This is a genomic window from Ramlibacter sp. AN1133, from assembly GCF_037890035.1.
In the GTDB taxonomy this organism is placed as follows: domain Bacteria; phylum Pseudomonadota; class Gammaproteobacteria; order Burkholderiales; family Burkholderiaceae_C; genus Ramlibacter.
This window is the reverse complement of the sequence record NZ_JBBKTQ010000020.1, coordinates 47511-70886: the sequence shown is the minus strand read 5'-3', so window position 1 is coordinate 70886 and position 23376 is coordinate 47511. Positions and strand designations below refer to the sequence as shown.

Here is a 23376-nt window from a genome sequence, read left to right as displayed (position 1 = left end):
CTCCTTGCGGATGGGGCCCGGCTCCAATGTAGTGCGGTCACAATCGATGGATCGATCCAACATCTGCGCGAAAACCCGAATGAGCCAGGCGTCCGGTTCGCACGCGGTCGCCTGGCTGGCGGGCCGTGGCTGGCTGCCGTTCGGCTTCCAGCAGGAAGTCTGGCAGGCGGTGGCCGAAGGCCGCAGCGGCATGCTGCACGCCACGACGGGCGCGGGCAAGACCTACGCGGTGTGGCTCGGCATTCTCGACGCGCTGCTGCGCCGGCATCCGCCCGGCCGCGCCGCGGAGCCCCTGCGCGCGATCTGGCTGACCCCGATGCGGGCCCTGGCCTCCGACACGGCCAAGGCGCTGCTGCAGCCGCTGGCGGACCTGGCGCCGAACTGGACGCTCGGCCTGCGCACCGGCGACACGACCAGCGCCGAGCGCGCCAGGCAGGACCGGCGCATGCCGACCGTGCTCGTCACCACGCCGGAGTCGCTCACGCTGATGCTCACGCGCGAGAACGCGCGCACCGAACTGGCCGGCGTGGAATACGTCGTGCTCGACGAATGGCACGAGCTGATCGGCAGCAAGCGCGGCGTGCAGGCGCAACTCGCGCTGGCGCGGCTGCGGCGGCTGCATCCGGGCCTGGTCACCTGGGGCCTGAGCGCCACGCTGGGCAACCTGGAGCAGGCGATGCAGGTGCTGTGCGGACCCGAGGAGGATCCGGCGCCGCGGCTGGTGCGCGGCAAGATCGACAAGACGCTCCTGATCGACACGCTGCTGCCGCCGAATCCGGGCAAGTACACCTGGGCAGGCCACCTCGGCGCCGGCATGCAGCTGCCGGTGGTGGAGGAGATCGAGCGCTCCGGCACCACCCTGGTCTTCACCAACGTGCGCTCGCAGGCCGAGGCCTGGTACCAGCTGCTGCTGCAGGCGCGGCCGGACTGGGCGGGCCACATCGCGCTGCACCACGGCTCCCTGGACCGGGGCACGCGCGAATGGGTGGAGCAGGGCCTGAAGGACGGCACCCTGCGCGCCGTGGTGGCGACCTCGTCGCTGGACCTGGGCGTCGACTTCCTGCCGGTGGAACGGGTGCTGCAGGTCGGCTCCGCCAAGGGTGTCGCCCGCATGCTGCAGCGCGCCGGCCGCAGCGGCCATGCGCCCGGCCGGCCGAGCCGCGTCACGCTGGTGCCCACCAACACGATGGAGATCGTGGAGGCGGCGGCCGCGCGCCGGGCGGCGCACGAGGGAAGGGTGGAGCAACGCGTGGCGCCCGCCAAGCCGCTCGACGTGCTGGTGCAGCACATCGTGACGATCGCGCTGGGCGGCGGCTTCCGCGCCGACGAGCTGTTTGCCGAGGTGACGGGCGCGTGGTCGTACCGGGCGCTCACGCGCGCCGAGTTCGACTGGGTGGTGGCCTTCTGCGAGCGTGGCGGCGACAGCCTGGGCGCCTATCCCGAGTACCACCGCATCGTGCGCGACGAGGAGGGCGTCTACCGCGTCAGGGATGCCGGCGTGGCCAAGCGGCACCGGCTGGGCATCGGCACGATCGTCAGCGACGCGGCGATCCAGGTGAAGTACCTGGGCGGCGCACCCATCGGCACGATCGAGGAGGGCTTCATCGCGCGCCTGCGGCAGGGCGACTGCTTCTTCTTCGCCGGCAAGCTGCTGGAATTCGTGCGGGTGCGCGACATGGCGGCGTACGTGCGCAAGGCCACGCGCAACAAGGGCACCGTGCCGACCTGGATGGGCAGCAAGATGGCGCTGTCCACCGAGCTGAGCGACGCGGTGCTGGAGATGCTGCAGGACGCGGCGCAGGGCCGGTTCCTCGAGCCGGAACTGGAGGCCGCGCGCCCCATGCTGCTGACGCAGCAGCGCCTGTCGCGGATCCCCACGCCCGGCACGCTGCTGGTGGAGGCCTTCCAGTCGCGCGAAGGCCAGCACCTGTACCTGTACCCTTTCGCCGGCCGCAACGTGCACCTGGGGCTGGCGAGCCTGCTGGCGTGGCGGCTGGCGCGCGAGCAGCCCAACACCTTCAGTATGTCGATCAACGACTACGGGCTGGAACTGGTGAGCGCCGCGCCCTTCGACAGCGAGCCGGTGACGAGCCAGGCGATCTTCTCGGCGACCGACCTGCTGCACGACGTGCTCGCGTCGCTCAACTCCGGCGAGTTGAAGCAGCGGCGCTTCCGCGAGATCGCGCGCATCGCGGGCCTGGTCTCCAGCGGCTACCCGGGCCAGCCGAAGAGCGCGCGCCAGGTGCAGGCTTCCAGCGCGCTGTTCTACGAGGTGTTCCGCAAGTACGACGCCGGCAACCTGCTGTTGAACCAGGCGGAGAGCGAAGTGCTGAGCCAGGAGCTGGAGCTGTCGCGGCTGGCCGGGACGCTGGAGCGCATGCGCACGAAGAAGGTGGTCTACGCGCCGTTGCGGCACCCCAGTCCGCTGAGCCTGCCGCTGATGGTGGAGCGCTTCCGCGAGAAACTGAGCACGGAAACGCTGGCGGCGCGGCTCGAGCGGATCCTGCGTGACATGGAAGCCGACGAGGGCTCCTAGACGACGGCCTGCCGTTTTCCTACGTTCGCTTACGCCCCAACCCCACCGTGGGCGCGCGGTCGCGTCCCTACAGTGGCGCCACAAGCAAGGAAGTCGTTGGGAGTACCGGATATGAATGCAGGATGGAAGAGGACGGCCAGTGCCGCCTCCGCACTGGCGATGCTGTTCGCCCTCGGCGCGTGCGGCGACCGCGTGGAGAACACGGAGCTGGCGCAGCCCGCGCAGGCCAACGTGGAGATCAACCGCCAGGGCATGGAGGGCGCGAAGGACGAACACCAGGCGCAGGGGGTGGAGAACAACACCGCCACCATGGGCGCCGCGCCCGACACCGCGCCGGCGGCGAAGGACGACCCGGACGTGAAGATCTCCTCGGACGTCAAGTCCTCGCTGGCGAACGACCCCGACCTCGGCGCGATGAAGATCGACGTGCATAGCGACGACGGCGCGGTCACGCTGGTGGGGCGCGCCCCGGACCCGGCGGCGCGTGAACGGGCGGGCCAGCTGGCCCGCGGCGTCGCCGGCGTGAAGTCGGTGGACAACCTGCTGACGCTGGGCTGATCTCCCGGGTAGGCTGGTCTGCGCGAAGCGCACACCAGCTTGCGGCGTCGTCGCCGGGGTCGCCTGCGGCGAGCCCAGCCTGCGCCAGGCAGGAAGCCGCCGCCGTCACGGCGCCGCCGTCGACTCCGTCGTGCCCTTGTTCTTCTGCGGCTCGGCGCCCTTCGCGGGCGCGTGCGACCGGGTCTCGCTGATCACGTCGTGCACGTAGCGCAGCTTGTCCAGCGCGCCCGGCGAGAGCGCGAAGGGATACGCGTCCTCCTGCCCCAGGCTGCGGTTGAGGCTGTTCAGGAGCAGCGTGAGCGGCACCCACTGCTCCACCAGCGTCTCGAAGTCGGGATAGCCGGTCTCCAGCGGGTTCACCACCTCCTCCACTTCCAGTTCCTGGCCGGGAATGCGCAGGCGCGTGTTGTACGCGGCGGCCGTCTCCAGCAGGTCCACCATGTGCAGGTAGTGCGCCCAGGTCTCGGCCCAGTCCTCCCACGGATGCGCGCTGGCGTACTGGCTGACGAAGCTTTCCTGCCAGTCCGGCACCGTGCCGCCGCGCGCGTAGTGCGCCTGCAGCGCCTGCTGGTAATCCTGCCGCTCGTCACCGAACACCCCGCGGAAGCTCTCCGCGCGGCCGCCCTCGTCGATCAGGCGGTCCCAGTAGTAGTGGCCGGACTCGTGGCGCAGGTGCCCGAGCAGCGTGCGGTAAGGCTCGTGCATCTCCTCGCGCCGCCGCACGCGCTCCGCGTCGTCGGCCTCGGCCACGTTGAGCGTGATCACGCCCTGCGCATGCCCGGTCATCACCGGCTGCCCGGGCAGGTCGGCGAGGAATTCGAACACCGGGCCGTCGGCACTGCCGGCAGGCGGATTCGCCGCCACGAGCCCCAGCTTGGCCAGCGTGTAGAACAGGCGGCGCTTGGCCGTCTCGAGCCGGTACCAGCGCAGCGGGTTCTCCGGCACCGAGAGGTCCGGCAGCACGCGGGTGAGCCGGCACGACACGCACAGCCGGTTCGGGTCCTGCGCGGGCACGGCGAAGTTGCAGGCGTTCTGCGTCGTGTGGTTGTGGCACAGGCGATAGCGCAGGGCGGACGCCTTCCTGCCGCGCCCACGCGGGCGCCACAGGCCCTCGTCGCCATCGGGCACTTCCTCGATGGCCGACATGTTCAGGCGATCGGGCAGGAAGGCCAGCGCGCTGCCGCACTGCAGGCACTGCACGTTCTCGAAGAAGACCGGGTGGCCGCAGAACTGGCAATGGAAGGTTTTCATGTCGCGTCCCCTTCGCGGAAAAAAAAAGGCAGGCGCGCCCGCGGGCGGCCTGCCCCGTCCTGGCGGCACCAGCGGCCGCCCCCAGCCGTGCGTGTTACGGACGCACGACGAGGTTGTTGCGCACGGCGCGCACGCCCTTGGTGGCGGCGGCGATGCGACCGGCCTGGTCCTTCTCGGCCTGCGACTTGGCGAACCCGGACAGCGCGACTTCGCCGTTCAGGGTGTCGACGTTGATCGAGAGGCCGCCGGTCGTCTTGTCCTCGATCAGCTTCGCCTTGACGGCGGTGGTGATCGTCTTGTCGTCGACGTAGCTGCCGACCGTTTCCTGGCCGCGCATGACGGCGCAGCCGGTGGTGACGAGCGTGAGGCCGGTGAGGATCGCGAGGGCGATGGCGCGGGTCTGTTTCATGGGAGCTCCCTTCCTGTACGAGGATGTTGTGTGGTGCGGTATCTGCCAGGAGCCGCGGGAAGGCCGCACCGGTCCCTCCCGCGGCGGATTCATTCGTTCATTCCGGCCGGTCGGCGTCCTTGCGGTAGTCCGCCGCGGACATCGCCGCCATGAGCAGGTGCGACAGCTGCGAGGACTTCAGCACGGCCACGACCAGCGTGGTCAGCGAGATCAGGCGCCAGGGGCGCGCGAGGGTGAGCGCCGCGCCAGCGGCTGCCGAGATCGCCAGCAGCTGCACCGGCTTGCGCCGCGCGTAGCTGCGCATCACGGGCGTGGCGAGCTCCACCGCCATGTGCGCCGGGTGGTAGCGCCACCAGGTGCCCACCGCATGCCGGAGGCGGCCGAACCAGCCGCCGCCCCCTTCGTACGGCTCCTCGTCGGCGGCGAAGGCCGTCAGCGGGTCGTCGTAGCCCTCGGGCGGTTCCTCGCGCGGGTCGTGCCTGCGCTGCCTGCGCGCGATGTGCTCGACGATCGCCTGCCGGCTGCGCGCCAGCTTGTCGGAGGCTTCGCTCATGACCTGGCGCTGATCGAGCGCAAGGCCTGCGCGTCGGCATCGAGCTGCTGCTTCAATTCGGTGAAAGCCTTCTCGGGCAGCGGCTGGCGGGCCACCATGAATGCGGCGATCGCGAGCACGAGCGTGATGCCCGGCACCACGACCAGCGCCCAATGGAACTCGGCGTGGATGGCGGCCAGCATGGCCGCCACGCCGCAGAGGATCAGGAACACGAGCAGGCAGAACAGCGTCGCGGCCCAGGCAACGGCCCGCTTCGCCACTTCCTTGCCCACGGAGGAGGCTTCCTCGCGCATCAGCGAGGCATAGCCCGCGACGTGCTCCATCACCAGTTCCGGCTTGGTGATCAGCACCGAGAAGATCGGATGCACCATGGATGGACGCGCAACCTTTCCCTTAGAACCAGCTGTCGCGGTCTTCGCGATGGCGCAGGGCGATGATCAGCCCCGCGACGGCGGCGCCGACGGCGGCGGCGATCAGCGCCGACTTCATCGGATGCTCCGAGACGTAGCGGGTGCCGGTGCGCGCGTACTCGCCCATGTAGCGCTGGGCGGCCGTGGCGCGCTCGGACACGCCGCTGCGCAGGTCCTTCATCGAAGCGCTGGCGCGATCGAGCGCGTCGGCGGCCATCTTGCGCGTGCTGTCCAGCGTGGCATGCATATCGTTCATGAGGTCCTCTCTTTTCATTGGTAGTTCCTGACTAGGGCTTGCGCTTCAGGCTGGCGACGAAGGCGACGAGCGCGAGGACCACGAAGACGAAGAACAGCAGCTTCGCGATGCTGGCGGCTCCCGCCGCAATGCCGCCGAAACCCAGCACCGCCGCGATGAGCGCGATGACGAGAAAGACGACGGCGTAATGCAGCACGGTACAAACTCCCAGCAAGCCTTCAGCACAGGGCACGCAGGCGATTCGTGCCTGCGGCTAGCTTAAGGATACGCGCCGACGCCGAGTTCGGGGGACGGCGCCAACGGCTGTCATCGACGGGGTAGGTGCGGATGTAGGAACGCACTGACACCCGCCGCCCGCCCTTCAGACAATCTCGGCCACGGGCGCGCGTGCGGTCGCCGCGGCCTTGGGCAGGCTCGCGAGGATGCGCGTGCCCTGGCCGGGCTGCGAACTGACGGTCAGGCGCCCGCCGGCGGCTTCGACGCGGTGGCGCATGCCGGCCAGGCCGTGCGTCGAAGGTTTCGCGCTGCGCACGTCGAAGCCCTTGCCGTCGTCGCGGATCTCGACCTCCACGTGGTTGCTGTATTCGCGCACGCCGACCTCGACCTGGGTCGCTTCGGCGTACTTGCCCACGTTGGTGAGCGACTCCTGCACGATGCGATAGACCGTGAGCTGGCTGCCCTCGTCGAGCTGCACGGATTCGAGGTTGGTGGCCACTTCGATTCCGGAGCGTTCCGAGAATTCGCGCGCCAGGATCTCCAGCGCCGCGGTGAGCCCGAGGTTGGCCAGCGAGGAAGGGCGCAGGTCCTCGATGATGCGGCGCTTCAGCGCGATGCCGCTGTTGAGGGTTTCGGTCAGGTGCTGCAGCCGCTGGCCGACTTCGGGCGGCTGCTGCGGGCCGAGGCGCGACTTCAGCCGCGCGACATCGAGCTTCGCGGCCGTCAGCAGCGCACCGAGCTCGTCGTGCAGCTCGCGCGCGAGGTGGCCGCGCTCCTCCTCGCGCACCTGCTGCAGGTGCGTGGCGAGCTGGGCGAGCGAGGCCGTGCGTTCGCGCACCTGCGTCTCGAGCAGGTCGCGCTCCTGCTGCAGCACGGCCTGCTGCTGTTCGCCGGCGAGCTTCAGCCGCGTGGTCTGGCGCAGATAGAGGTAGAACGCGAGCAGGGCGGCCCCGGTGACGATCGCGATGCCGGCGCGGGCGAAGAGCAGGCTGCGCTCCACGCGGTCCTGCGCCTCGGCCATGCGCCGGGTCGCGCTGTCGATCAGCCGGCCGGCCTGCGCGCGGATCGCATCCATGTGCTCCTTGCCGACGTCGGTGAGCAGCACCGACTTCCACGCCTCCTCGTTGCCCTGCTTGCGCATGCGCACCGACAGGTCCATCTCGGCCAGCTTGCGCTGCACGTTCAGCGTGAGCGCGTTGAGCGTCCCGGCCTCGGAGGAGTTCGGCGCGTAGGCCGTGCGCAGCCGGTCGAGCTGCTGGCTGATCTCGGCGACCGCGGCGTTGTACGGCTCGAGGTAGCGCGGGTCGCCCGTGAGCAGGTAGCCGCGCGAGCCGGTCTCGGCGTCGAGCATGTGCTGCAGCAGCTTGCCCACGGTATTGCGCGTGCCCGTGTATTGCTCGATACGGTCGAGCGCATCCGAGGACTCGCCGTACCCGGCTTCGTTGATACCGATGAGCACGAGGGCTGCGAGGACTGCGAGCACGAGACTGATCGCGCCACGCGTCCAGCGGAAAGATGCCGGCAGTTTCACCCTAAAGACTCAGCGTTGTGCATAAAATCCGCGCACGTCATGACTCAAGGGTAGGCCATTTCCATCCGGAAGTGGGGCACAATGAAACTCGCTTGACGTTGAAGGTGAAGCATGATCAAAGTGGGCATTGTGGACGACCACGCTATCGTGAGGTCGGGCCTCAAACAGTTCTTCTCCGAGCAGGTGGACCTGCGCGTCGTCGGCGAAGCATCCAGTGGACGCGAGGCGATCGACCTCGTGCGCACCACCGAAATGGACGTCCTCGTCATGGACCTGTCCATGCCGGGGCAGAGCGGCATCGACGCGCTCGGCATGATCCGTGCGAAGGCACCGGACGTCGGCATCCTGATCCTCTCCGGGTACCCCGAAGAGCACTACGCGATGAACCTGATCCGGCAGGGCGCGAGCGGATACCTGAACAAGGAATGCGAGCCGATGGAGATCGTCAACGCGATCCGCACCATCGCGCTGGGCCGCCGCTACATCTCTCCGGCGGTGGCGGAACTGCTGGCGCAGCAGCTCAATCGCAAGGAAGGCGGCGCGCCGCACGAGCAGCTGTCGGAGCGCGAATTCCAGGTGTTCCTCAAGCTCGCCAAGGGCGAGACGGCCGGCGACATCGCCAAGGCCCTGTCGCTCTCGGTGAAGACGGTCAGCACGTACCGCACGCGCCTGATGGAGAAGATGAACCTCTCCTCCAACAGCGACCTGACGTACTACGCGCTGAAGAACAAGCTGATCGACTGAAGCGCGCGCCGCCCTCGCTTCAGGGCGAGGGCCGCTCGCCCAGGGCGAGGCAGTAGTCGACCAGGGCGTCGATCTCGTTCGACTTGTCGAATACCGCATCGGCGCCCAGCTGGGCGCAGCGCTTGCGCATGTCGGATGTCGCATAGTTGCTCAGCACCACCACGCGTTGCCCCCGGCCGCGGTCCTGGCAGGCCTCGAGCACGCCCAGGCCGCTGCCCTGTTTCAGGAACAGGTCGACGATCAGCAGGTCCCATTGGCGGCGGTGCGCGGCGAGCCATTCGTTCGCGGCGTGCTCCGTCTCGGCCCAGCCGAGCGTCGTCACCGAGGCCAGTTCCTGCAGCGCATCGATGAGGTTCTCGCGGATGGTTGCGTTGTCTTCGACGATGTACGTTCGCAGTTCCACTCTTCGCCTTGTGCTCGCGCGGCCCGCCTGGAGCCGCGTTCCCCCCCCGATGACCGGGCGCATTGTGCCAGCGGCGCCGCGGGCTGCGGGTAGGAAGCTTCCTACGGGGGCCGCTGTAGGCGAGGGATGACGCCGTGCACGGCAGCAAACCGACTTGCGGCCCGGTCGCGTTCTGGAACACTGGCCTGCACGGGGACAAACGAGTCCCGGGTGAAATCCAACATGAAGCTGTTCGTCCAGTCGGCCATGGTCTTCTTCGGCACGCTGCTCGCCGCGGCGCTCGTCGCGCTGGGCGAGCCCGGCAGCGCCGAAGTGCAGATGGCCTCGCAGACCGGTTCTTCCGCCGCGACGGTCGTCAGCCTGCTCGGCCTCGACCACTGAGCCTCAGGCGCCCTTGCGCGTGCCGCACACCGCGCACACCGGGTCGCGCTTCACGCGCATCTCCGACCATTCCATGCTGCGTCCATCCAGCATCTGCAGGCGGCCCGCCAGCGACGTGCCCACGCCCGCCAGCAGGCGCAAGGCCTCCGAGGCCTGCATCGCGCCGATGATGCCCACCAGCGGCGCGAACACGCCCATCGTGGCGCAGCGCGTTTCCTCGAAGTCCTGGTCCGGCGGAAACACGCAGGCGTAGCAGGGGCTGTCGGGGCGGCGCGGATCGAACACGCTCACCTGGCCATCCATGCGGATGGCCGCTCCCGAGACGAGCGGCTTGCCGTGCCCGAAGCAGGCCCGGTTGATTGCCTGGCGCGTGGCGAAGTTGTCGCAGCAGTCGAGGACGACGTCGGCCTGCGGCACGAGTTCGTCGAGCACCTGCGCGTCGGCCTTGAGGACCAGGGGCCGCACCAGCACGTCGGGGTTGATCGCCGCGATCGCTTCGCGCGCCGACTCCGCCTTCGGGCGGCCGATGCGTGCGAGGTTGTGCGCGATCTGGCGCTGCAGGTTGGTGAGGTCCACCGCGTCGTGATCGACGATCGTGATGGTGCCCACACCCGCCGTGCCGAGATAGAGCGCCACCGGCGAGCCGAGGCCACCCGCGCCGATCACCAGCGCATGCGCCGCGAGGAAGCGTTCCTGCCCTTCGACGCCGACTTCGTCGAGGAGGATGTGGCGCGAATAACGGAGCAGCTGGTCGTCGGTCATGGGCGGATTGTGCCCACGCGGGCGGCGCGTGGCATCCGGTGCTTTGGGGGTCCTGCCCGGGGGTGAAGGCCAAAGAAGATTTTGCCGATTACCGTGATGTCAAAGACAAGGGCGGGCGATGGCGCCAGGTTTGCCCGTTGCCTCCGACCCGGACCAGGGCGTAACCGTCCGCCTCGGCGACTGTCCCCCGGCGCGGATGGGAACCGTTGCCCGTGATGGCATGGCGCCCGCGCCTCCTCCTTGATGTCGCCGAGTCGGACGGTCACGCCCTGGTCCTCCCCAGTGCGGGTGCGAGCGCACTGGCCCTCTGTGAGCTCGCGAGCCGACGACGGCGCCAACCGAAGCCACACCGGTGCGGTCGACACGCTGCAGGACCAGTCCGTGGCTGTCCGGCTCAGCGACATCAAGGAGGAGGCGCGGGCGCGGCGCCGGCACGGGCAACGGTACTCACCCGCGCCGGGGGACAGTCGCTGAGACGGACAGGCACGGGCTGGTCCGGCCCGAGTGGCGCGCCGTCCACCGAACACGGCCCATCAGCGGTTACCGCGCGCAGATCGGCCGAACGGGACAACCTCAACCTGGCAGCGGTGGCCATCGGCCGCCGTGGCGCCAGAAAAAAAGCCAGCCCAAAGGCTGGCTTTTCGTCCAGGAAGGAGAGATCAGTTCTCCTTCTTCTCTTCCTTGTTCTCCACGACCTGCGTCTTGGAGACGACGACCGGGCGGCCCTTGAGCTGGTTCAGCGCCTGAACGAGCTGGAAGTCCTTGTCGCTGCCGAACTCGGGCGGCGTCTTGCGTTCGTTCGGGCCCTTCTTGGCCTCTTCCTCGGCCTTCTTGCGGGCGTCCTCGCGGGCCTTCTCGCGCACCGGGTCCTTGACCTCGTTGCCCTGGCCGGACTGCAGGTGCTTGTCGAGATCGGCTTCGCGCGTGCGCAGCACGGAGAAGATGTTGCCCTCTTCGCTTTCGTCCACCATGACGTCGGGCACGATGCCCTTGGCCTGGATCGAACGGCCGCTCGGGGTGTAGTAGCGCGCCGTGGTCAGCTTCAGGCCGGTGTCCGGACCCAGGGGGCGCACGGTCTGCACGGAGCCCTTGCCGAAGGTCTGGCTGCCCAGGATGATGCCGCGATGGTGGTCCTGCAGGGCGCCGGCCACGATCTCGGAAGCGGAGGCGGAGCCTTCGTTCACCAGCACCACCAGCGGCACCGACTTCAGTTGCTGCGGCACGCGGCGCAGCGGATCCGCCCCGGCGCGGCGCTGGTAGAACTCCGGCGCGGCCTTGTAGACGAACTTGCTCTCCGGCAGCTGGCCGTTGGTGGACACCACGCTCACGTTCTCCGGCAGGAAGGCCGCGGAGATGGCGACCGCCGAATCCAGCAGGCCGCCCGGGTCGTTGCGCAGGTCGAGGACGATGCCGCGCATGTTGGGTTCCTGCTTGTACAGCTCCTCGACCTTGCGGACGAAGTCGTCGACGGTGCGCTCCTGGAACTGCGACAGGCGGATCCAGCCGTAGCCCGGCTCGATGACCTTGCCCTTGACCGACTGGGTCTTGATCTCCTCGCGGGTGATCGTGACCGGGAAGCTGCGGTTCTCGTCCTTGCGGTAGATGGTGAGCATCACCTTGGTCTGGGGCTCGCCGCGCATGCGCTTGACGGCCTCGGCCAGCGACAGGCCCTTGACGGCGGTGTCGTCGATCTTGGTGATCAGGTCGCCGGTCTTGAGGCCGGCGCGGTAGGCGGGCGAGCCCTCGATCGGGGAGACCACCTTCACCAGGCCGTCTTCCTGCGAGATCTCGATGCCCACGCCGACGAAGCGGCCGGACGTGCCTTCCCGGAATTCCTTGAAGGACTTCTTGTCGAAGTACTGCGAGTGCGGGTCGAGGCTGGACACCATGCCGGAGATGGCATCGGTGATCAGCTTCTTCTCGTCGACCGGCTCGACGTAGTCGGTCTTGATCATGCTGAAGACCGCGGCGAGCTGCTGCAGTTCTTCGAGCGGCAGCGGCGCGAGCGAGCCACGGGCGACGGTCTGCAGCGAGACCGTGGTGAGCGCTCCGGCAAGGGCGCCTACGGAGATCCAGCCGGCAATCTTGAGTTTGTGGCTCATGGGTCGGTCTTTAGTCCTCTGACTTTCAATATACACCTGAGAAACCTCTCTGATGCACGCCCTTGTCAGGGGTTCCCGGGGGGGCCCGGCGCCGTGTGAAATAAGCGTGGATTGCCGCAGGAACCTTCCTACAAGGGGCTTCCCGGACCCGGCCGGCTGTGCTTGGGGCTCAGCCGGCGCGCCCTTGGGCGGCCACCGCGGCAGCCGCCCTGGCCGCGGCCTCGGCGTCACCGAGATAGTAGTGGCGGATGGGCTTCAGGTGCGTGTCCAACTCGTAAACGAGGGGAATTCCGTTGGGAATGTTCAGGCCCACGATGTCGGCATCCGAAATGTCGTCCAGGTACTTGACCAGGGCGCGCATGGAATTGCCGTGGGCGGCGACCAGCACCCGCTTGCCGGCCTTGATCGCCGGCGCCATGGACTCGTTCCAGAACGGCAGCACGCGGGCCACCGTGTCCTTCAGGCACTCGGTGCGGGGGAATTCCGCTGGCTTCACCTTCTCGTACCGCCGGTCGGAGCGTTCCCACCGGGGGTCGCTGTCCTCCAGCGCCGGCGGCGGCGTGTCGTAGCTGCGACGCCAGACCAGCACCTGCTCGTCGCCGAACTTCTTCGCCGTCTCCGCCTTGTTCAGGCCCTGCAGGGCGCCGTAGTGGCGCTCGTTCAGGCGCCAGGAATGCACCACGGGCAGCCAGGTGCGGTCCATTTCGTCCAGCACGTGCCACAGGGTGCGGGTGGCGCGCTTGAGGACGCTGGTGTAGCACAGGTCGAAGTCGTAGCCCTCCTGTTTGAGCAGGCGGCCGGACTGCACGGCCTGCTCCAGGCCCAGCGGCGTCAGGTCGACGTCCGTCCAGCCGGTGAAACGGTTTTCCAGGTTCCAGGTGGATTCGCCATGGCGGATCAGGACGAGCTTGTGCATGGGGGTGGGAAGTTGGAAGGAAGCCAGGGGAAACCCGCCATTCTAGAATCGAGGGTTGGCCGGAACCTGACCCGGCGCAGAACAAAGGAAAGAGCTGTATGGACGTCCTGCCGTTTCTCACCCACAACTGGGCCCTGGTGCTCATCGCCGCCGTCTCGGGCGGCCTGCTGCTGTGGCCCGGCATTGCCGCCGGCACCGCCGGAGGCCTCACGCCGGACGGCGCGGTGCAACTGATCAACCGCGAGAAGGCGATCGTGGTGGACGTGTGCGAAGCCGACGAATTCGCCAGCGGCCACATCCGCGGGGCGCGCAACGTCCCCGTCGGCGACCTGCAGACCCGCCTGCCCGACGTGGCCAAGAACAAGACCGTGCCGCTGATCCTGGTGTGTGCCAGCGGAGCCAGGGCCCGGCGTGCACTGGGCGTCGCGAAAGGCCTGGGCTACGACAAGGCCGTTGTGCTGGCGGGCGGGCTGAAAGCCTGGAGGGACGCTAACCTCCCGCTGGAAAAAGCCTGAAACGACCCCATCTAATGTCAATGCAGCCCGTCAAGATGTACACCACGGCCGTATGCCCTTACTGCATCCGCGCCAAGCAGATCCTCAAGTCCAGGGGGGTCGCGGAGATCGAGGAAATCCGCGTCGACATGCAGCCCGAGGAACGCATGAAGATGATGGAAATGACCGGCCGCCGCACGGTGCCGCAGATCTTCATCGGCGAAACCCACGTGGGCGGCTGCGACGACCTCATCGCGCTCGATGGCCGTGGCGGCCTCCTGCCGCTGCTGAACGGCGCTGCCGCCTGACGGGATTCCGGATGCCGCCGGCCTGAGATAATGGCCGGCTGACGCAAACTGCGCCCGCCGGGAGCGTCCCGGCGGGCTTTTTCATTCGCAACCGAGGCAACCCGAGATGGCCGACAACAACGAACCCGTGTTCCAGATCCAGCGCGTCTACATGAAGGAGGCTTCGCTGGAGCAGCCCAACAGCCCGGCCATCCTGCTGGAGCAGGAACAGCCCACCGTCGACATCCAGCTCGGGGTCGAGGCGCAGCAGGCCGCGGACGGCGTGTACGAGGTGGCGGTGTCGGCCACGGTCACCACCAAGCTGAAGGACCGCACCGTGTTCCTGGTGGAGGTCAAGCAGGCCGGCATCTTCGAGATCCGCAACGTTCCCGCCGAACAGATGCAGGCCATCATGGGCGCCGCCTGCCCGCAGATCGTGTATCCGTACCTGCGCGGCAACGTCGCCGACCTGATCACGCGCGCCGGCTTCCCGCCCGTGCACCTGGCCGAAATCAACTTCCAGGCCATGTACGAGCAGCAGCAGGCCCAGCAGGCGCAACAGGGCGGCCAGACGTCCACCATCATCACCTCCGCCTGAAGCGGCTTTCGGCGCCCGGTCCATGGACATCCTCGTGCTCGGGGCCGGCGCCTGGGGCACGGCCCTGGCCGTCAGCGCCGGGCAGCGCCACCGGGTGACGCTCTGGGCGCGCGATGCGGCGCAGGCCGCCGCGATCGCGGCCCGGGGCGAAAACCTCCCCTACCTTCCCGGCCACCGGCTGCCCGCCGGCGTGCGTGTCGCCTCGCATGCCGAGGGTGAGCCGAGCGCGCTCACGCAGCGGCACGACGTGGTGATCATCGCCACGCCGATGGCGGGCCTGCGGCAGATGCTCACGGAGGTGGCCGCCTGCACGCGCCCCGTGGCCTGGCTTTGCAAGGGCTTCGAGGCGCCCGTTTCGCAGCCCTACGGCCTGCTCGGACACGAGGTGCGCGCGGAAGTCGCGCCGCAGCTGGCCGGCGGTGCGCTCAGCGGCCCGAGCTTCGCGCAGGAGGTGGCCAGGGGCCAGCCGACAGCGCTGGTGGCCGCGAGCGACGCGGCCTGCGTGCGCGAGGCGCTGGTCGCCGCCTTCCACAGCCCCAGCATGCGCGTGTACGTCAACGACGACCTGCCCGGCGTCGAGGTCGGCGGGGCGGTCAAGAACGTGCTGGCCATCGCCACCGGCCTGTGCGACGGCCTGGCGCTGGGCCTGAACGCGCGCGCCGCCCTCATCACGCGCGGCCTGGCGGAAATGACGCGCCTGGGCGTGGCCCTCGGCGCGCGCGCCGAGACCTTCATGGGGCTGTCCGGCCTCGGCGACCTGGTGCTCACGGCCACCGGCGACCTCAGCCGCAACCGCCGCGTGGGCCTGTTGCTGGCGCAGGGGCGCACGCTGCAGCAGGCGGTGGACTCGCTCGGCCACGTCGCCGAAGGCGTGTACAGCGCGCGCACCGTGGTGGAGCGGGCGCGCCGCCTGGGCGTGGAAATGCCCATCGCCGAGGGCGTGGTGGACCTGCTCGATGGCCGCGTGTCGCCAGTCGAGGCGGTGGCGGCGCTGATGGGACGCGATCCTGCTGCCGAGCGCGGTTGAGGCGCCGCGTTTTATTCCGTCGGTTACCTAGGGAGCTTCCCGCAACCGCGGGGCGCGCCGCTGCACCAGACTGCGGGTCCCCACCACCACGGAGTTCCCTCCATGCGCCGTACTGCCCTCGTCCTGGTCCTTGCAGGTTCCGCCGCCGTCGTCGCGGCGTGTGCCGGCATGGGGCCCTTCGGGTCAGCCCATGACAACAAGATGAGTTTCTTCGTCACCAGCGCCAATCCCGGCCGCGGGGCGGATTTCGGCGGCCTCGCCGGCGCCGACCGGTATTGCCAGTCGCTGGCGTCGGCCGCCGGCGCCGGGGGCAAGACCTGGCGTGCCTACCTGAGCACCACGGGCGCGGGCGGCGCGAACGCGCGCGACCGCATCGGCCGCGGCCCCTGGATGAATGCCAAGGGCGAGGTGATCGCCAACAGCGTCGACGAGCTGCACGGCGCCAATCGCCTGACCAAGCAGACCGCGCTGACCGAGCGGGGCGAGATGGTGATGGGCCGCGGCGACGCGGTCAACATGCACGACGTGCTGACCGGCTCGACGCCGGATGGCCGCGCGTCCACCGCCAGCGGCGACACCACCTGCGGCAACTGGACCAAGAGCGGGGAAGGCTCCGCGATCGTGGGCCACCATGACCGCATGGGCCTCAACGAGGAGCCGCCGGCGAAGTCCTGGAACTCCTCGCACGGCAGCCGCGGCTGCGGCCTGGAGGCCCTCAAGGGCACCGGCGGAGACGGCCGGCTGTACTGCTTCGCCGCGAACTGAGGGAGCCTGTACTGCCTCGCCGCGAACTGACGGAGGCTGTACTGCCTCGCCGCGAATTGAGGGAGGCCGTACTGCCTCGCGGTGCGCACCGGTAGGCTGGCGGTGAGCCGCGTCAGCGCGCGAACCCCAGCGCTGGGGTTCGGCCTGCCGGCGCTTCCCACCAGCCTGCACGCTCTGGCTTGATCAGGCCTTCACGTCGTCGGTGATCTTCGCCAGCGCGTCGCGCAGTTCGTCGGCCTTCGACGGGCGCACGACGCGCGCCACCTCCTGGCCGTCCTTCAGGAAGATCAGCGTCGGCCACAGCTTGACGCGGTAGCTGCGTCCCAGCGGCCGGCCGGGGCCGTCTTCCACCTTGAGGTGGCGCACCTGGGGCTGCGCGTCCAGCGCCTGCGCGATCAGCGGCTGCGCATTGCGGCACCAGCCGCACCAGTTGGTGCCGAAATCGAGCACCGTGGCGCCGGGATACGCATCCACCTGGGCGCGGGGCGGCTCCGTGGGGGAATAGGTCGAGTCCATGCGGCCATTGTCGGGCCGACGCGCGCGTCGCGCCGTCAGCGCCTCGCGCCAGCCCCTGTCGGAACGCAGGCGCCGAGATTCCGCGGCAGACGAGCGCAGGCCCGTTTCCCCGCCGCGCAGACTCCTAATCCAGCACCAGCTGCGTCTGCGTGACCACCGAGCAGAGCTTGCCCTGCTCGTTGCGGATGCTGGTCTGCCAGACCATGGTGGTGCGGCCGCGGTGCAGCGCCACGCTCTCGCCCGTCACGGTCGTGTTCACGGCCGCGCCGCCGATGAACTTGGTGCTGGAGTCGGTGGTGGTCGTGCGCTTGCCGTGCGGCAGGTTCAGCAGCGTGCCCACGGCGCCCAGCGTGTCCGCGAAGGCCATGTGGGCGCCACCGTGGAGGATGCCGCCGGCGGTGCACAGCTGCGGCTGCACGCGCAGGGTGGCCACCACGCGTTCCGGTGTCGCCTCGGTGAGCGTCACGCCCATCAGGCCGGGGAAGAGCGGTTCGAGCAGCTGCTGGATCGCGGCGAGGTTCATGCGCTGCGACTGTAGCGGCGCAACGTGCCTCGCGCCAGCGGGGGCATGCCGCGGCGGTTATGCTTTGCGCATGAGTGCCGTGTTCGACTTTTCCCTCTCCGCGCTGGCGGAACTGGCGCGCAGCGACGCCGCGCGCGCGCTCGCCGAAGACGTGGGTGCCGGCGACCTGACCGCGGCCCTGGTGCCCGAAGGCCGGCGCGCCCGCGCCCGCGTGCTGGCGCGCGAAAGCGCCGTGATCTGCGGTGCGCCCTGGGCCGAAGCCGCGCTGCGGCAGGTCGACCCCGCCGCGCAGGTGCGCTGGCTGGTGGGCGAGGGGGAGCGCTGCAGCGCCGACCAGGTGGTGCTCGAGATCGAAGGCTCCGCGCGCGGGCTGCTCACCGCGGAGCGCACCGCGCTGAACTTCCTGCAGCTGCTCAGCGCCGTGGCCACCAAGACGGCGACCTATGTCGAGGCGGTGCGCGGCACGCGCGCGCGCATCGTCGACACGCGCAAGACCCTGCCGGGCCTGCGGCTGGCGCAGAAGTACGCCGTGAAGATGGGCGGCGGCGTCAACCACCGCATCGGCCTGTACGACGCGGTGCTGATCAAGGAAAACCACATCGCCGCCGCCGGGGGCATCGTGCCCGTGCTGCAGGCGGCGCACCGCGTCGCCGCGCACGCGAGCTTCATCGAGATCGAGGTGGAGACGCTGGCGCAGCTGCAGGAGGCGCTGGACGCCGGCGCGAAGATGGTCCTGCTGGACAACATGGACCTGCCCACCCTGCGCGAGGCGGTGCGCATCAACGCCGGCCGCGCCGTGCTGGAGATTTCCGGCGGCGTGACGCTCGCGACCCTGCGCGAACTGGCCGAAACGGGCGTCGACCGCATCTCCATCGGGACCCTGACCAAGGACATCAAGGCCACGGACTTCTCCATGCGGCTGAAAGAAATCCAATGAGCGCTGTCGTCATTCCGATCAAGGAAGTCGAGTACGAGCATCCCCTGCCGGGGAACACCTGCGACACCAAGCACGCCTGGGCGCGCGTGCCGCCGGAGCCCACCCCCGCCGAACGCGCCGCGCTGAAGGACAAGGTCAGGCGCCTGCTCAAGGAGCGCAACGCGGTCATGGTGTCGCACTACTACGTGCACCCGGACCTGCAGGACCTGGCGGAGGAAACCGGCGGCATCGTGAGCGACTCGCTGGAGATGGCGCGCTTCGGCCGCGAGCACCCGGCGCAGACGCTGGTCGTCTCGGGCGTGAAGTTCATGGGCGAGACGTCCAAGATCCTGTCGCCGGAAAAGCGCGTGCTGATGCCCGACCTGGACGCCACCTGCTCGCTGGACCTCGGTTGCCCGATCGACGAATTCGACGCCTTCTGCAACCAGCATCCGGACCGCACCGTGGTCGTCTACGCGAACACCAGTGCCGCGGTGAAGGCGCGCTCGGACTGGCTCGTCACTTCCAGCTGCGCGCTCGACATCGCCCGTGCGCTCAAGGACAAGGGCCACAAGATCCTGTGGGCCCCCGACAAGCACCTGGGCGGCTACATCCAGCGCGAGACCGGCGCCGACATGGTGTTCTGGAACGGTTCGTGCATCGTGCACGACGAGTTCAAGGCCTTCGAGCTGGAGGACCTGAAGAAGCAGTACCCGAACGCCAAGGTGCTGGTGCACCCGGAGTCGCCGGCCGACGTGGTGGCGCTGGCCGATGCGGTGGGCTCCACCTCCGCCATCCTGAAGGCGGCGCGCGAGCTGGATGCGCGCGAGTTCATCGTGGCCACCGACAACGGCATGATGCACAAGCTGCGCACGCTCAACCCCGGCAAGGTGTTCATCGAGGCGCCGACGGCGGGCAACAGCGCCACGTGCAAGAGCTGCGCGCACTGCCCCTGGATGGCCATGAACGGGCTGGTGGGCCTGGCCCACGTGCTGGAGACCGGCACCAACGAAGTCTTCGTGGACCCGGCGATCATCGACCGCGCCCGCGTGCCGATCGACCGCATGCTGGCGTTCACGGCGGCACTGAAGGCGGGGCAGCCGGCCGGCGCGCTGGTGCCCAACATCGGCGCGGCCTAGGGGGGCCTAGCTGCAGCTGGTGGTTTCCATCGGCACCGTCTCGATGCGCCGCTCGATCGACGCGATCAGCGGCTTGCCGCGCGCCATCGCCTCCACCACTTCGGGCAGCGACAGCGAGGACTTGTGGGCCTGCACGCTGTCCCAGGTCTCGACGACCCAGAGCGTGTGTTCGTCGTGGATGTCCTTGGCGATGATGTAGTGGATGCAGCCGGGCATCGCCCGGCTCCCCTGCAGCAGGACGTGGATCAAGGCGTCGCGCTGGCCGGACGCCGCCTTCAGCTTGGAAATCAATCCGTACACGTGGCCTCCCTGCCTGCCCCCAGGCTCCAAGCCGCCATGGTAGGCGCAAACGGGGGGGATCGCCTCAGGGCTCGGGGTCGGCGCGCAGCGCCTCGCGCACCGCCAGCAGCAGCAGCAGCAGGCCGACCAACGCCCCGGCGCCGAACGCCAGCCGGCACAGGAGGTCCGAATGCCGGCCGAGCAGGCGGCTGCCGAAGCCCCAGGCGCTCACCATGCAGCGGCGCGGGCCGGTGCCGAAGGCCACCCAGGCGGCGGGCGCGACCAGGCAGGCGATCACGAGCGAGGGCAGCCAGCGCGCCAGCAGGCGCTGGCCCGTGCCCTGCGCCACCAGCGTCGCGCCGGCCAGCACGAAGGCGCCGCCGGCGGCATACACCACCCACGCGGGCGCGCGCAGGCCGCGCGGCGCGAAGAACACGGCGAGCATCACCCCCGCCCCGACCGCGACCGCCAGCGCGCCCGCCAGGACCCGGTGGCGCCGCGCCTGCATTTCAGTTGCCCTCCGGCGCCAGTGGCAGCGTCTGCAGCAACTGCTTCACGGCTTCGGGCAGGGCCAGCACCTCCCGCCGCGTGATCACGCCGATCGCCATGGCGTCCAGCCCGTCGAGCATGGCGCACTTGAAGCTGATGTCCTGCTTGAGGCACTCGATCACGCCCTTGCGCGTGCCGTCCGGGCGGAAGCGGCTCGGGTGGAAGGAGTAGACGATGTCCTGCGCGTTGCGGGTGTAGACGGTGCGTTGCAGCAGGTCGGGCGGGTACTTGTTTCCCGTGAGGCTGCGGATCACCCAGGCCATGCGCGGCGCCAGCTCCGACAGCGGCTGCTGCGTGTCCGTGGTGTGGGCGCCGTGCAGGCCCACCATCGTCAGCGCGAGCGGGCGGCCGTCGGAGAAGGAGCGCTCGGTGCCGCCCAGGAAGATCAGGCCGCAGGCGGATTCGCACTTGCCCGAAACGGCCGTCGGCAGGCCTTCCGAGCGGATCCGGTTGCCCACCTGGTAGCCGTTCCAGAGGTCGCCGCCGGGGCTTTCGTGCAGCAGCACCAGCCGCACCGGATCGCCGGCCAGGTGGTTGCGCAGCTGCACCAGCTCGTTGCCCGTGACCGGGCCGGACAGCACGAGCACGTCGCCGACCCGGTGGAAGTCCATGGCCTTCGCCGCCGGCGCGACGAAGGCGAGGGCGCAGGCGGCGAGGGCGATCAGGCGCTGGTACGGCATGGTGGCGCCGTTATAGCAAGCGCTCGCCTCGCGCACCAGAGGGCTGTGGCAATGTGCCGCAGCCCTGCGGCTTTCAGGCCACCGGCCGCTCGTGGATCGGCGTCAGGATGGTCGGCACCGCCACCGGCGCCAGCTGCGGGTAGTCGCGGCTGAAATGCAGCCCCCGGCTTTCGTGCCGCGACTTCGCCGAGCGCACGATCAGGTCGGCCACCGTGACCAGGTTGCGCAGCTCCAGCAGGTCGCGCGTGACGTGGAAGGCGCCGTAGAACTCGTCGATCTCGCCTTGCAGCAGCTCGATGCGGTGGGCCGCTCGGTCCAGGCGCTTGTTGGTGCGGACGATGCCGACGTAGTCCCACATGAAGCGGCGCAGCTCGTCCCAGTTGTGCGAGATCACCACCGCCTCGTCGGCGTCGGTCACGCGGCTGTCGTCCCACTGCGGCACCGGCGGCACCGGGGGCATGGGCGTGGCGAGGATGTCGTTGGACGCCGAGCGGGCGAACACCATGCACTCCACCAGCGAGTTGCTGGCCAGGCGGTTGGCGCCGTGCAGGCCGGTGTAGGCCGTCTCGCCGATCGCGTGCAGGCCGGCGAGGTCGGTGCGGCCGGAAAGATCGGTGTGCACGCCGCCGCAGGTGTAGTGCGCGGCGGGCACGACCGGGATCGGCTGCTTCGTGATGTCGATGCCCAGCTCCAGGCAGCGGGCGTAGATGTTCGGGAAGTGCTCCTTCACGAACTCCGGCGGCTGGTGGGAGATGTCCAGCAGCACGCAGTCGAGGCCGTGCTTCTTCATCTCGAAGTCGATCGCGCGCGCCACGACGTCGCGCGGCGCGAGTTCCAGCCGCGGATCGTGGTTCGGCATGAAGCGCGTGCCGTCCGGCAGCATCAGGCGGCCGCCCTCGCCGCGCACGGCCTCGGAGATCAGGAAGTTCTTGACGTGCGGGTGGTACAGGCAGGTCGGGTGGAACTGGATGAACTCCATGTTCGTCACCCGGCAGCCGGCGCGCCAGGCCGCCGCGATGCCGTCGCCGGTGGCCGTGTCCGGATTGGTGGTGTACAGGTACACCTTGCCCGCGCCGCCCGTGGCCAGGATGGTGTGCGGCGCGCGGAAGGTCACCACTTCGTCGGTGCGTTCGTCCAGCGCATACAGGCCCAGGCAGCGGTTCGGCTGCTGGCCCAGCTTGGCGGCGTAGATCAGGTCCACCAGCATGTGCTGTTCCAGCACCGTGATGTTCGGGGTGCGCCGCACGCGCTCGATCAGCGTGCGCTGCACCGCGGCGCCGGTGGCGTCGGTGACGTGCACGATGCGCCGCGCGCTGTGGCCGCCCTCGCGGGTGAGGTGCAGGTGGCCGTCTTCCTCGGAGAACGGCACGCCCAGCGAGCGCAGCCAGTCCACGCTCTCGGGCGCGTGCTCCACCACGAAGCGGGTGGCGGCGGGGTCGGACAGGCCGGCGCCGGCCACCAGCGTGTCGTCCACGTGGCTGTCGAAGCTGTCGTTGCGGTCCATCACGGCCGCGATGCCGCCCTGCGCCCAGCCGCTGGAGCCGTCGGTCATCGCCCGCTTGGTGAGGATCGCCACGCGGTGCGTGGGCGCCAGGTGCAGGGCCGCGGAGAGGCCGGCCAGGCCGCTGCCCACGATGAGGACGTCGAAATCGCGAGGAATGGCTTGGCTCACGGTGTCTCCCGGAGAGTCGTTGTCTTTGTACTCAGGCAGGCTGGTAGGCCAGGCGCACGTAGATCGGCGCGTAGGCTTCGGCCTGCGTCAGCTCGATCAGCGTTTCCTTGGCCAGTTCCAGCGTGGCGATGAAGGTCACGATCAGCACCGGCACGCCGCGCGCCGGGTCGAACAGCTGCTCGAACTCCACGAACTTGCGGCCCTGCAGCTTGCGCAGCACGAGGCTCATGTGCTCGCGCACCGACAGTTCCTCGCGCGTGATCTTGTGGTGCTGCACCAGCTTGGCGCGCCGCAGGATGTCGCGCCAGGCTTCCTGCAGGTCGTCGATGTGCACGTCGGGAAAGCGCGGCTGCAGCGACTGCTCGATGTACACCTGCGCGCGCAGCACGTCGCGCCCCAGCTGCGGCAGCTCGTTGAGGCGGAAGGCGGCGGCCTTCATCTGCTCGTATTCCAGCAGCCGGCGCACGAGTTCGGCGCGCGGGTCCTCGGCCTCCTCGCCTTCGGCCGTCTTCTTGGGCGGCAGCAGCATGCGCGACTTGATCTCGATCAGCATGGCCGCCATCAGCAGGTATTCGGCCGCGAGTTCGAGGTTGCGCGTGCGGATCTCGTCGACGTACGTCAGGTACTGGCGGGTCACCGCCGCCATCGGGATGTCGAGGATGTTGAAGTTCTGCTTGCGGATCAGGTACAGCAGCAGGTCCAGCGGCCCCTCGAAGGCCTCCAGGAAGATCTCCAGCGCGTCCGGCGGGATGTACAGGTCCTGCGGCAGCGCGAACAGCGGCTCGCCGTACAGGCGCGCGAGCGCGACCTGGTCGACCACCTCCGGCAGGCCGGACGCGTCGGCGGCGGGGGGCTGGCCCGCGCGGTCCGGCAGGGTGGTGTCGCGGCTGTCCATCGGGGCGC

Annotated in this window: 29 protein-coding genes; 11 read left to right on the top strand and 18 right to left on the bottom strand. The window is 69.4% G+C overall.

From position 1 onward, the window contains the following. Positions 1 to 79 precede the first annotated feature (79 nt). The gene (locus WG923_RS22880) at positions 80 to 2536 is read left to right on the top strand and encodes a ligase-associated DNA damage response DEXH box helicase (protein ID WP_340353317.1); all 2457 of its coding nucleotides are present in this window, start codon (positions 80 to 82) and stop codon (positions 2534 to 2536) included. A 111-nt stretch (positions 2537 to 2647) separates the two neighbouring features. Beyond that, positions 2648 to 3094 (top strand): BON domain-containing protein, encoded by a 447-nt coding sequence (locus WG923_RS22875; protein WP_340353316.1) that lies wholly within the window; start codon positions 2648 to 2650, stop codon positions 3092 to 3094. A gap of 105 nt (positions 3095 to 3199) precedes the next feature. Here WG923_RS22875 and WG923_RS22870 read toward each other — a convergent pair whose 3' ends face one another. From WG923_RS22870 to WG923_RS22840, 7 genes are all read right to left on the bottom strand, one after another. Beyond that, the gene (locus WG923_RS22870; protein WP_340353315.1) at positions 3200 to 4345 is read right to left on the bottom strand and encodes a zinc-binding metallopeptidase family protein; all 1146 of its coding nucleotides are present in this window, start codon (positions 4343 to 4345) and stop codon (positions 3200 to 3202) included. 94 nt (positions 4346 to 4439) lie between these two features. Next, positions 4440 to 4754, bottom strand: a complete 315-nt coding sequence (locus WG923_RS22865) for a BON domain-containing protein (RefSeq protein WP_340353314.1) — start codon at positions 4752 to 4754, stop codon at positions 4440 to 4442. A 97-nt stretch (positions 4755 to 4851) separates the two neighbouring features. Further along, complete coding sequence (locus tag WG923_RS22860; protein ID WP_340353313.1) at positions 4852 to 5307, bottom strand: hypothetical protein; 456 nt, start codon at positions 5305 to 5307, stop codon at positions 4852 to 4854. Further along, complete coding sequence (locus WG923_RS22855; protein ID WP_340353312.1) at positions 5304 to 5678, bottom strand: hypothetical protein; 375 nt, start codon at positions 5676 to 5678, stop codon at positions 5304 to 5306. Before WG923_RS22855 ends, WG923_RS22860 begins: the two co-directional genes overlap by 4 nt. 22 nt (positions 5679 to 5700) lie before the next feature. After that, complete coding sequence (locus WG923_RS22850; RefSeq protein WP_340353311.1) at positions 5701 to 5973, bottom strand: hypothetical protein; 273 nt, start codon at positions 5971 to 5973, stop codon at positions 5701 to 5703. Between the two features lie 31 nt (positions 5974 to 6004). Further along, positions 6005 to 6169, bottom strand: coding sequence for a DUF1328 domain-containing protein (locus tag WG923_RS22845; RefSeq protein WP_201690389.1), 165 nt, complete (start codon positions 6167 to 6169; stop codon positions 6005 to 6007). Between the two features lie 165 nt (positions 6170 to 6334). Beyond that, positions 6335 to 7672, bottom strand: a complete 1338-nt coding sequence (locus tag WG923_RS22840; RefSeq protein ID WP_340353310.1) for a CHASE3 domain-containing protein — start codon at positions 7670 to 7672, stop codon at positions 6335 to 6337. 159 nt (positions 7673 to 7831) lie between these two features. Here WG923_RS22840 and WG923_RS22835 point away from each other — a divergent pair, with 159 nt between their 5' ends. Beyond that, complete coding sequence (locus tag WG923_RS22835) at positions 7832 to 8464, top strand: response regulator (RefSeq protein WP_193678111.1); 633 nt, start codon at positions 7832 to 7834, stop codon at positions 8462 to 8464. A gap of 19 nt (positions 8465 to 8483) precedes the next feature. Here WG923_RS22835 and WG923_RS22830 read toward each other — a convergent pair whose 3' ends face one another. After that, positions 8484 to 8867: a response regulator gene (locus WG923_RS22830; protein ID WP_340353309.1), complete on the bottom strand. Its 384-nt coding sequence runs from the start codon at positions 8865 to 8867 to the stop codon at positions 8484 to 8486. A gap of 222 nt (positions 8868 to 9089) precedes the next feature. Here WG923_RS22830 and WG923_RS22825 point away from each other — a divergent pair, with 222 nt between their 5' ends. Beyond that, a complete protein-coding gene (locus WG923_RS22825) occupies positions 9090 to 9248 on the top strand; it encodes a hypothetical protein (protein ID WP_340353308.1) in 159 nt (52 codons plus the stop codon). A 3-nt stretch (positions 9249 to 9251) separates the two neighbouring features. Here WG923_RS22825 and WG923_RS22820 read toward each other — a convergent pair whose 3' ends face one another. The 3 genes from WG923_RS22820 to gpmA all read right to left on the bottom strand — a co-directional run bounded on the left by WG923_RS22820 (position 9252) and on the right by gpmA (position 13028). Beyond that, positions 9252 to 10010: a HesA/MoeB/ThiF family protein gene (locus WG923_RS22820; RefSeq protein WP_340353307.1), complete on the bottom strand. Its 759-nt coding sequence runs from the start codon at positions 10008 to 10010 to the stop codon at positions 9252 to 9254. A gap of 659 nt (positions 10011 to 10669) precedes the next feature. Next, positions 10670 to 12112 (bottom strand): S41 family peptidase, encoded by a 1443-nt coding sequence (locus WG923_RS22815; protein WP_340353306.1) that lies wholly within the window; start codon positions 12110 to 12112, stop codon positions 10670 to 10672. A 169-nt stretch (positions 12113 to 12281) separates the two neighbouring features. After that, on the bottom strand, positions 12282 to 13028 hold the full coding sequence (gene gpmA / locus WG923_RS22810; RefSeq protein WP_340353305.1) for a 2,3-diphosphoglycerate-dependent phosphoglycerate mutase: 747 nt from the start codon (positions 13026 to 13028) through the stop codon (positions 12282 to 12284). A gap of 107 nt (positions 13029 to 13135) precedes the next feature. Here gpmA and WG923_RS22805 point away from each other — a divergent pair, with 107 nt between their 5' ends. The 5 genes from WG923_RS22805 to WG923_RS22785 all read left to right on the top strand — a co-directional run bounded on the left by WG923_RS22805 (position 13136) and on the right by WG923_RS22785 (position 16199). Continuing rightward, entirely contained in the window at positions 13136 to 13543 is a 408-nt protein-coding gene (locus WG923_RS22805) for a rhodanese-like domain-containing protein (RefSeq protein ID WP_340353352.1), read from the top strand. A gap of 20 nt (positions 13544 to 13563) precedes the next feature. After that, on the top strand, positions 13564 to 13830 hold the full coding sequence (grxC, locus tag WG923_RS22800; protein ID WP_340353351.1) for a glutaredoxin 3: 267 nt from the start codon (positions 13564 to 13566) through the stop codon (positions 13828 to 13830). A gap of 106 nt (positions 13831 to 13936) precedes the next feature. Beyond that, the gene (secB, locus tag WG923_RS22795) at positions 13937 to 14407 is read left to right on the top strand and encodes a protein-export chaperone SecB (protein WP_340353304.1); all 471 of its coding nucleotides are present in this window, start codon (positions 13937 to 13939) and stop codon (positions 14405 to 14407) included. Positions 14408 to 14429: 22 nt separating this feature from the next. Next, positions 14430 to 15434: an NAD(P)H-dependent glycerol-3-phosphate dehydrogenase gene (locus WG923_RS22790; protein WP_340353303.1), complete on the top strand. Its 1005-nt coding sequence runs from the start codon at positions 14430 to 14432 to the stop codon at positions 15432 to 15434. Between the two features lie 102 nt (positions 15435 to 15536). Then, complete coding sequence (locus tag WG923_RS22785) at positions 15537 to 16199, top strand: hypothetical protein (protein WP_340353302.1); 663 nt, start codon at positions 15537 to 15539, stop codon at positions 16197 to 16199. A gap of 183 nt (positions 16200 to 16382) precedes the next feature. On the opposite strand, the gene WG923_RS22780 is transcribed toward WG923_RS22785, so the two are convergent. Next, positions 16383 to 16715 carry a thioredoxin family protein gene (locus WG923_RS22780; RefSeq protein WP_340353301.1) on the bottom strand — a complete coding sequence of 111 codons (333 nt, stop codon included), beginning with the start codon at positions 16713 to 16715 and terminating at the stop codon, positions 16383 to 16385. Between the two features lie 124 nt (positions 16716 to 16839). Then, positions 16840 to 17238, bottom strand: coding sequence for a PaaI family thioesterase (locus WG923_RS22775; RefSeq protein WP_340353300.1), 399 nt, complete (start codon positions 17236 to 17238; stop codon positions 16840 to 16842). Between the two features lie 70 nt (positions 17239 to 17308). On the opposite strand from WG923_RS22775, the gene nadC reads away from it, so the two are divergent. Both nadC and nadA read left to right on the top strand, forming a co-directional pair. Continuing rightward, a complete protein-coding gene (nadC, locus tag WG923_RS22770) occupies positions 17309 to 18175 on the top strand; it encodes a carboxylating nicotinate-nucleotide diphosphorylase (protein ID WP_340353299.1) in 867 nt (288 codons plus the stop codon). Next, positions 18172 to 19293, top strand: coding sequence for a quinolinate synthase NadA (nadA, locus tag WG923_RS22765; RefSeq protein ID WP_340353298.1), 1122 nt, complete (start codon positions 18172 to 18174; stop codon positions 19291 to 19293). Before nadC ends, nadA begins: the two co-directional genes overlap by 4 nt. A 6-nt stretch (positions 19294 to 19299) precedes the next feature. Here the strand turns inward: nadA and WG923_RS22760 are convergent, their stop codons facing one another. The 5 genes from WG923_RS22760 to WG923_RS22740 all read right to left on the bottom strand — a co-directional run bounded on the left by WG923_RS22760 (position 19300) and on the right by WG923_RS22740 (position 23368). Continuing rightward, positions 19300 to 19593: a putative quinol monooxygenase gene (locus tag WG923_RS22760; protein ID WP_340353297.1), complete on the bottom strand. Its 294-nt coding sequence runs from the start codon at positions 19591 to 19593 to the stop codon at positions 19300 to 19302. Between the two features lie 64 nt (positions 19594 to 19657). Beyond that, on the bottom strand, positions 19658 to 20080 hold the full coding sequence (locus WG923_RS22755) for a hypothetical protein (RefSeq protein ID WP_340353296.1): 423 nt from the start codon (positions 20078 to 20080) through the stop codon (positions 19658 to 19660). A gap of 1 nt (position 20081) precedes the next feature. Then, positions 20082 to 20801: a hypothetical protein gene (locus WG923_RS22750; protein WP_340353295.1), complete on the bottom strand. Its 720-nt coding sequence runs from the start codon at positions 20799 to 20801 to the stop codon at positions 20082 to 20084. Between the two features lie 73 nt (positions 20802 to 20874). Next, entirely contained in the window at positions 20875 to 22473 is a 1599-nt protein-coding gene (nadB, locus tag WG923_RS22745) for an L-aspartate oxidase (protein ID WP_340353294.1), read from the bottom strand. 31 nt (positions 22474 to 22504) lie between these two features. Continuing rightward, on the bottom strand, positions 22505 to 23368 hold the full coding sequence (locus WG923_RS22740; protein ID WP_340353293.1) for a segregation and condensation protein A: 864 nt from the start codon (positions 23366 to 23368) through the stop codon (positions 22505 to 22507). Positions 23369 to 23376: the final 8 nt, after the last annotated feature.

What these genes read in the sequence shown, in the direction of transcription:
- WG923_RS22820 (WP_340353307.1), bottom strand. Translation starts at nt 10,010, where the DNA reads ATGACCGACGACCAGCTGCTCCGTTATTCGCGCCACATCCTCCTCGAC.
- WG923_RS22815 (WP_340353306.1), bottom strand. Translation starts at nt 12,112, where the DNA reads ATGAGCCACAAACTCAAGATTGCCGGCTGGATCTCCGTAGGCGCCCTT.
- WG923_RS22785 (WP_340353302.1), top strand. Translation starts at nt 15,537, where the DNA reads ATGCGCCGTACTGCCCTCGTCCTGGTCCTTGCAGGTTCCGCCGCCGTC.
- WG923_RS22825 (WP_340353308.1), top strand. Translation starts at nt 9,090, where the DNA reads ATGAAGCTGTTCGTCCAGTCGGCCATGGTCTTCTTCGGCACGCTGCTC.
- WG923_RS22790 (WP_340353303.1), top strand. Translation starts at nt 14,430, where the DNA reads ATGGACATCCTCGTGCTCGGGGCCGGCGCCTGGGGCACGGCCCTGGCC.
- WG923_RS22865 (WP_340353314.1), bottom strand. Translation starts at nt 4,754, where the DNA reads ATGAAACAGACCCGCGCCATCGCCCTCGCGATCCTCACCGGCCTCACG.
- gpmA (WP_340353305.1), bottom strand. Translation starts at nt 13,028, where the DNA reads ATGCACAAGCTCGTCCTGATCCGCCATGGCGAATCCACCTGGAACCTG.
- WG923_RS22880 (WP_340353317.1), top strand. Translation starts at nt 80, where the DNA reads ATGAGCCAGGCGTCCGGTTCGCACGCGGTCGCCTGGCTGGCGGGCCGT.
- WG923_RS22860 (WP_340353313.1), bottom strand. Translation starts at nt 5,307, where the DNA reads ATGAGCGAAGCCTCCGACAAGCTGGCGCGCAGCCGGCAGGCGATCGTC.
- WG923_RS22850 (WP_340353311.1), bottom strand. Translation starts at nt 5,973, where the DNA reads ATGAACGATATGCATGCCACGCTGGACAGCACGCGCAAGATGGCCGCC.
- secB (WP_340353304.1), top strand. Translation starts at nt 13,937, where the DNA reads ATGGCCGACAACAACGAACCCGTGTTCCAGATCCAGCGCGTCTACATG.
- WG923_RS22870 (WP_340353315.1), bottom strand. Translation starts at nt 4,345, where the DNA reads ATGAAAACCTTCCATTGCCAGTTCTGCGGCCACCCGGTCTTCTTCGAG.
- WG923_RS22750 (WP_340353295.1), bottom strand. Translation starts at nt 20,801, where the DNA reads ATGCCGTACCAGCGCCTGATCGCCCTCGCCGCCTGCGCCCTCGCCTTC.
- WG923_RS22755 (WP_340353296.1), bottom strand. Translation starts at nt 20,080, where the DNA reads ATGCAGGCGCGGCGCCACCGGGTCCTGGCGGGCGCGCTGGCGGTCGCG.
- grxC (WP_340353351.1), top strand. Translation starts at nt 13,564, where the DNA reads ATGCAGCCCGTCAAGATGTACACCACGGCCGTATGCCCTTACTGCATC.
- WG923_RS22855 (WP_340353312.1), bottom strand. Translation starts at nt 5,678, where the DNA reads ATGGTGCATCCGATCTTCTCGGTGCTGATCACCAAGCCGGAACTGGTG.
- WG923_RS22835 (WP_193678111.1), top strand. Translation starts at nt 7,832, where the DNA reads ATGATCAAAGTGGGCATTGTGGACGACCACGCTATCGTGAGGTCGGGC.
- nadA (WP_340353298.1), top strand. Translation starts at nt 18,172, where the DNA reads ATGAGCGCTGTCGTCATTCCGATCAAGGAAGTCGAGTACGAGCATCCC.
- nadC (WP_340353299.1), top strand. Translation starts at nt 17,309, where the DNA reads ATGAGTGCCGTGTTCGACTTTTCCCTCTCCGCGCTGGCGGAACTGGCG.
- WG923_RS22775 (WP_340353300.1), bottom strand. Translation starts at nt 17,238, where the DNA reads ATGAACCTCGCCGCGATCCAGCAGCTGCTCGAACCGCTCTTCCCCGGC.
- WG923_RS22740 (WP_340353293.1), bottom strand. Translation starts at nt 23,368, where the DNA reads ATGGACAGCCGCGACACCACCCTGCCGGACCGCGCGGGCCAGCCCCCC.
- WG923_RS22780 (WP_340353301.1), bottom strand. Translation starts at nt 16,715, where the DNA reads ATGGACTCGACCTATTCCCCCACGGAGCCGCCCCGCGCCCAGGTGGAT.
- WG923_RS22875 (WP_340353316.1), top strand. Translation starts at nt 2,648, where the DNA reads ATGAATGCAGGATGGAAGAGGACGGCCAGTGCCGCCTCCGCACTGGCG.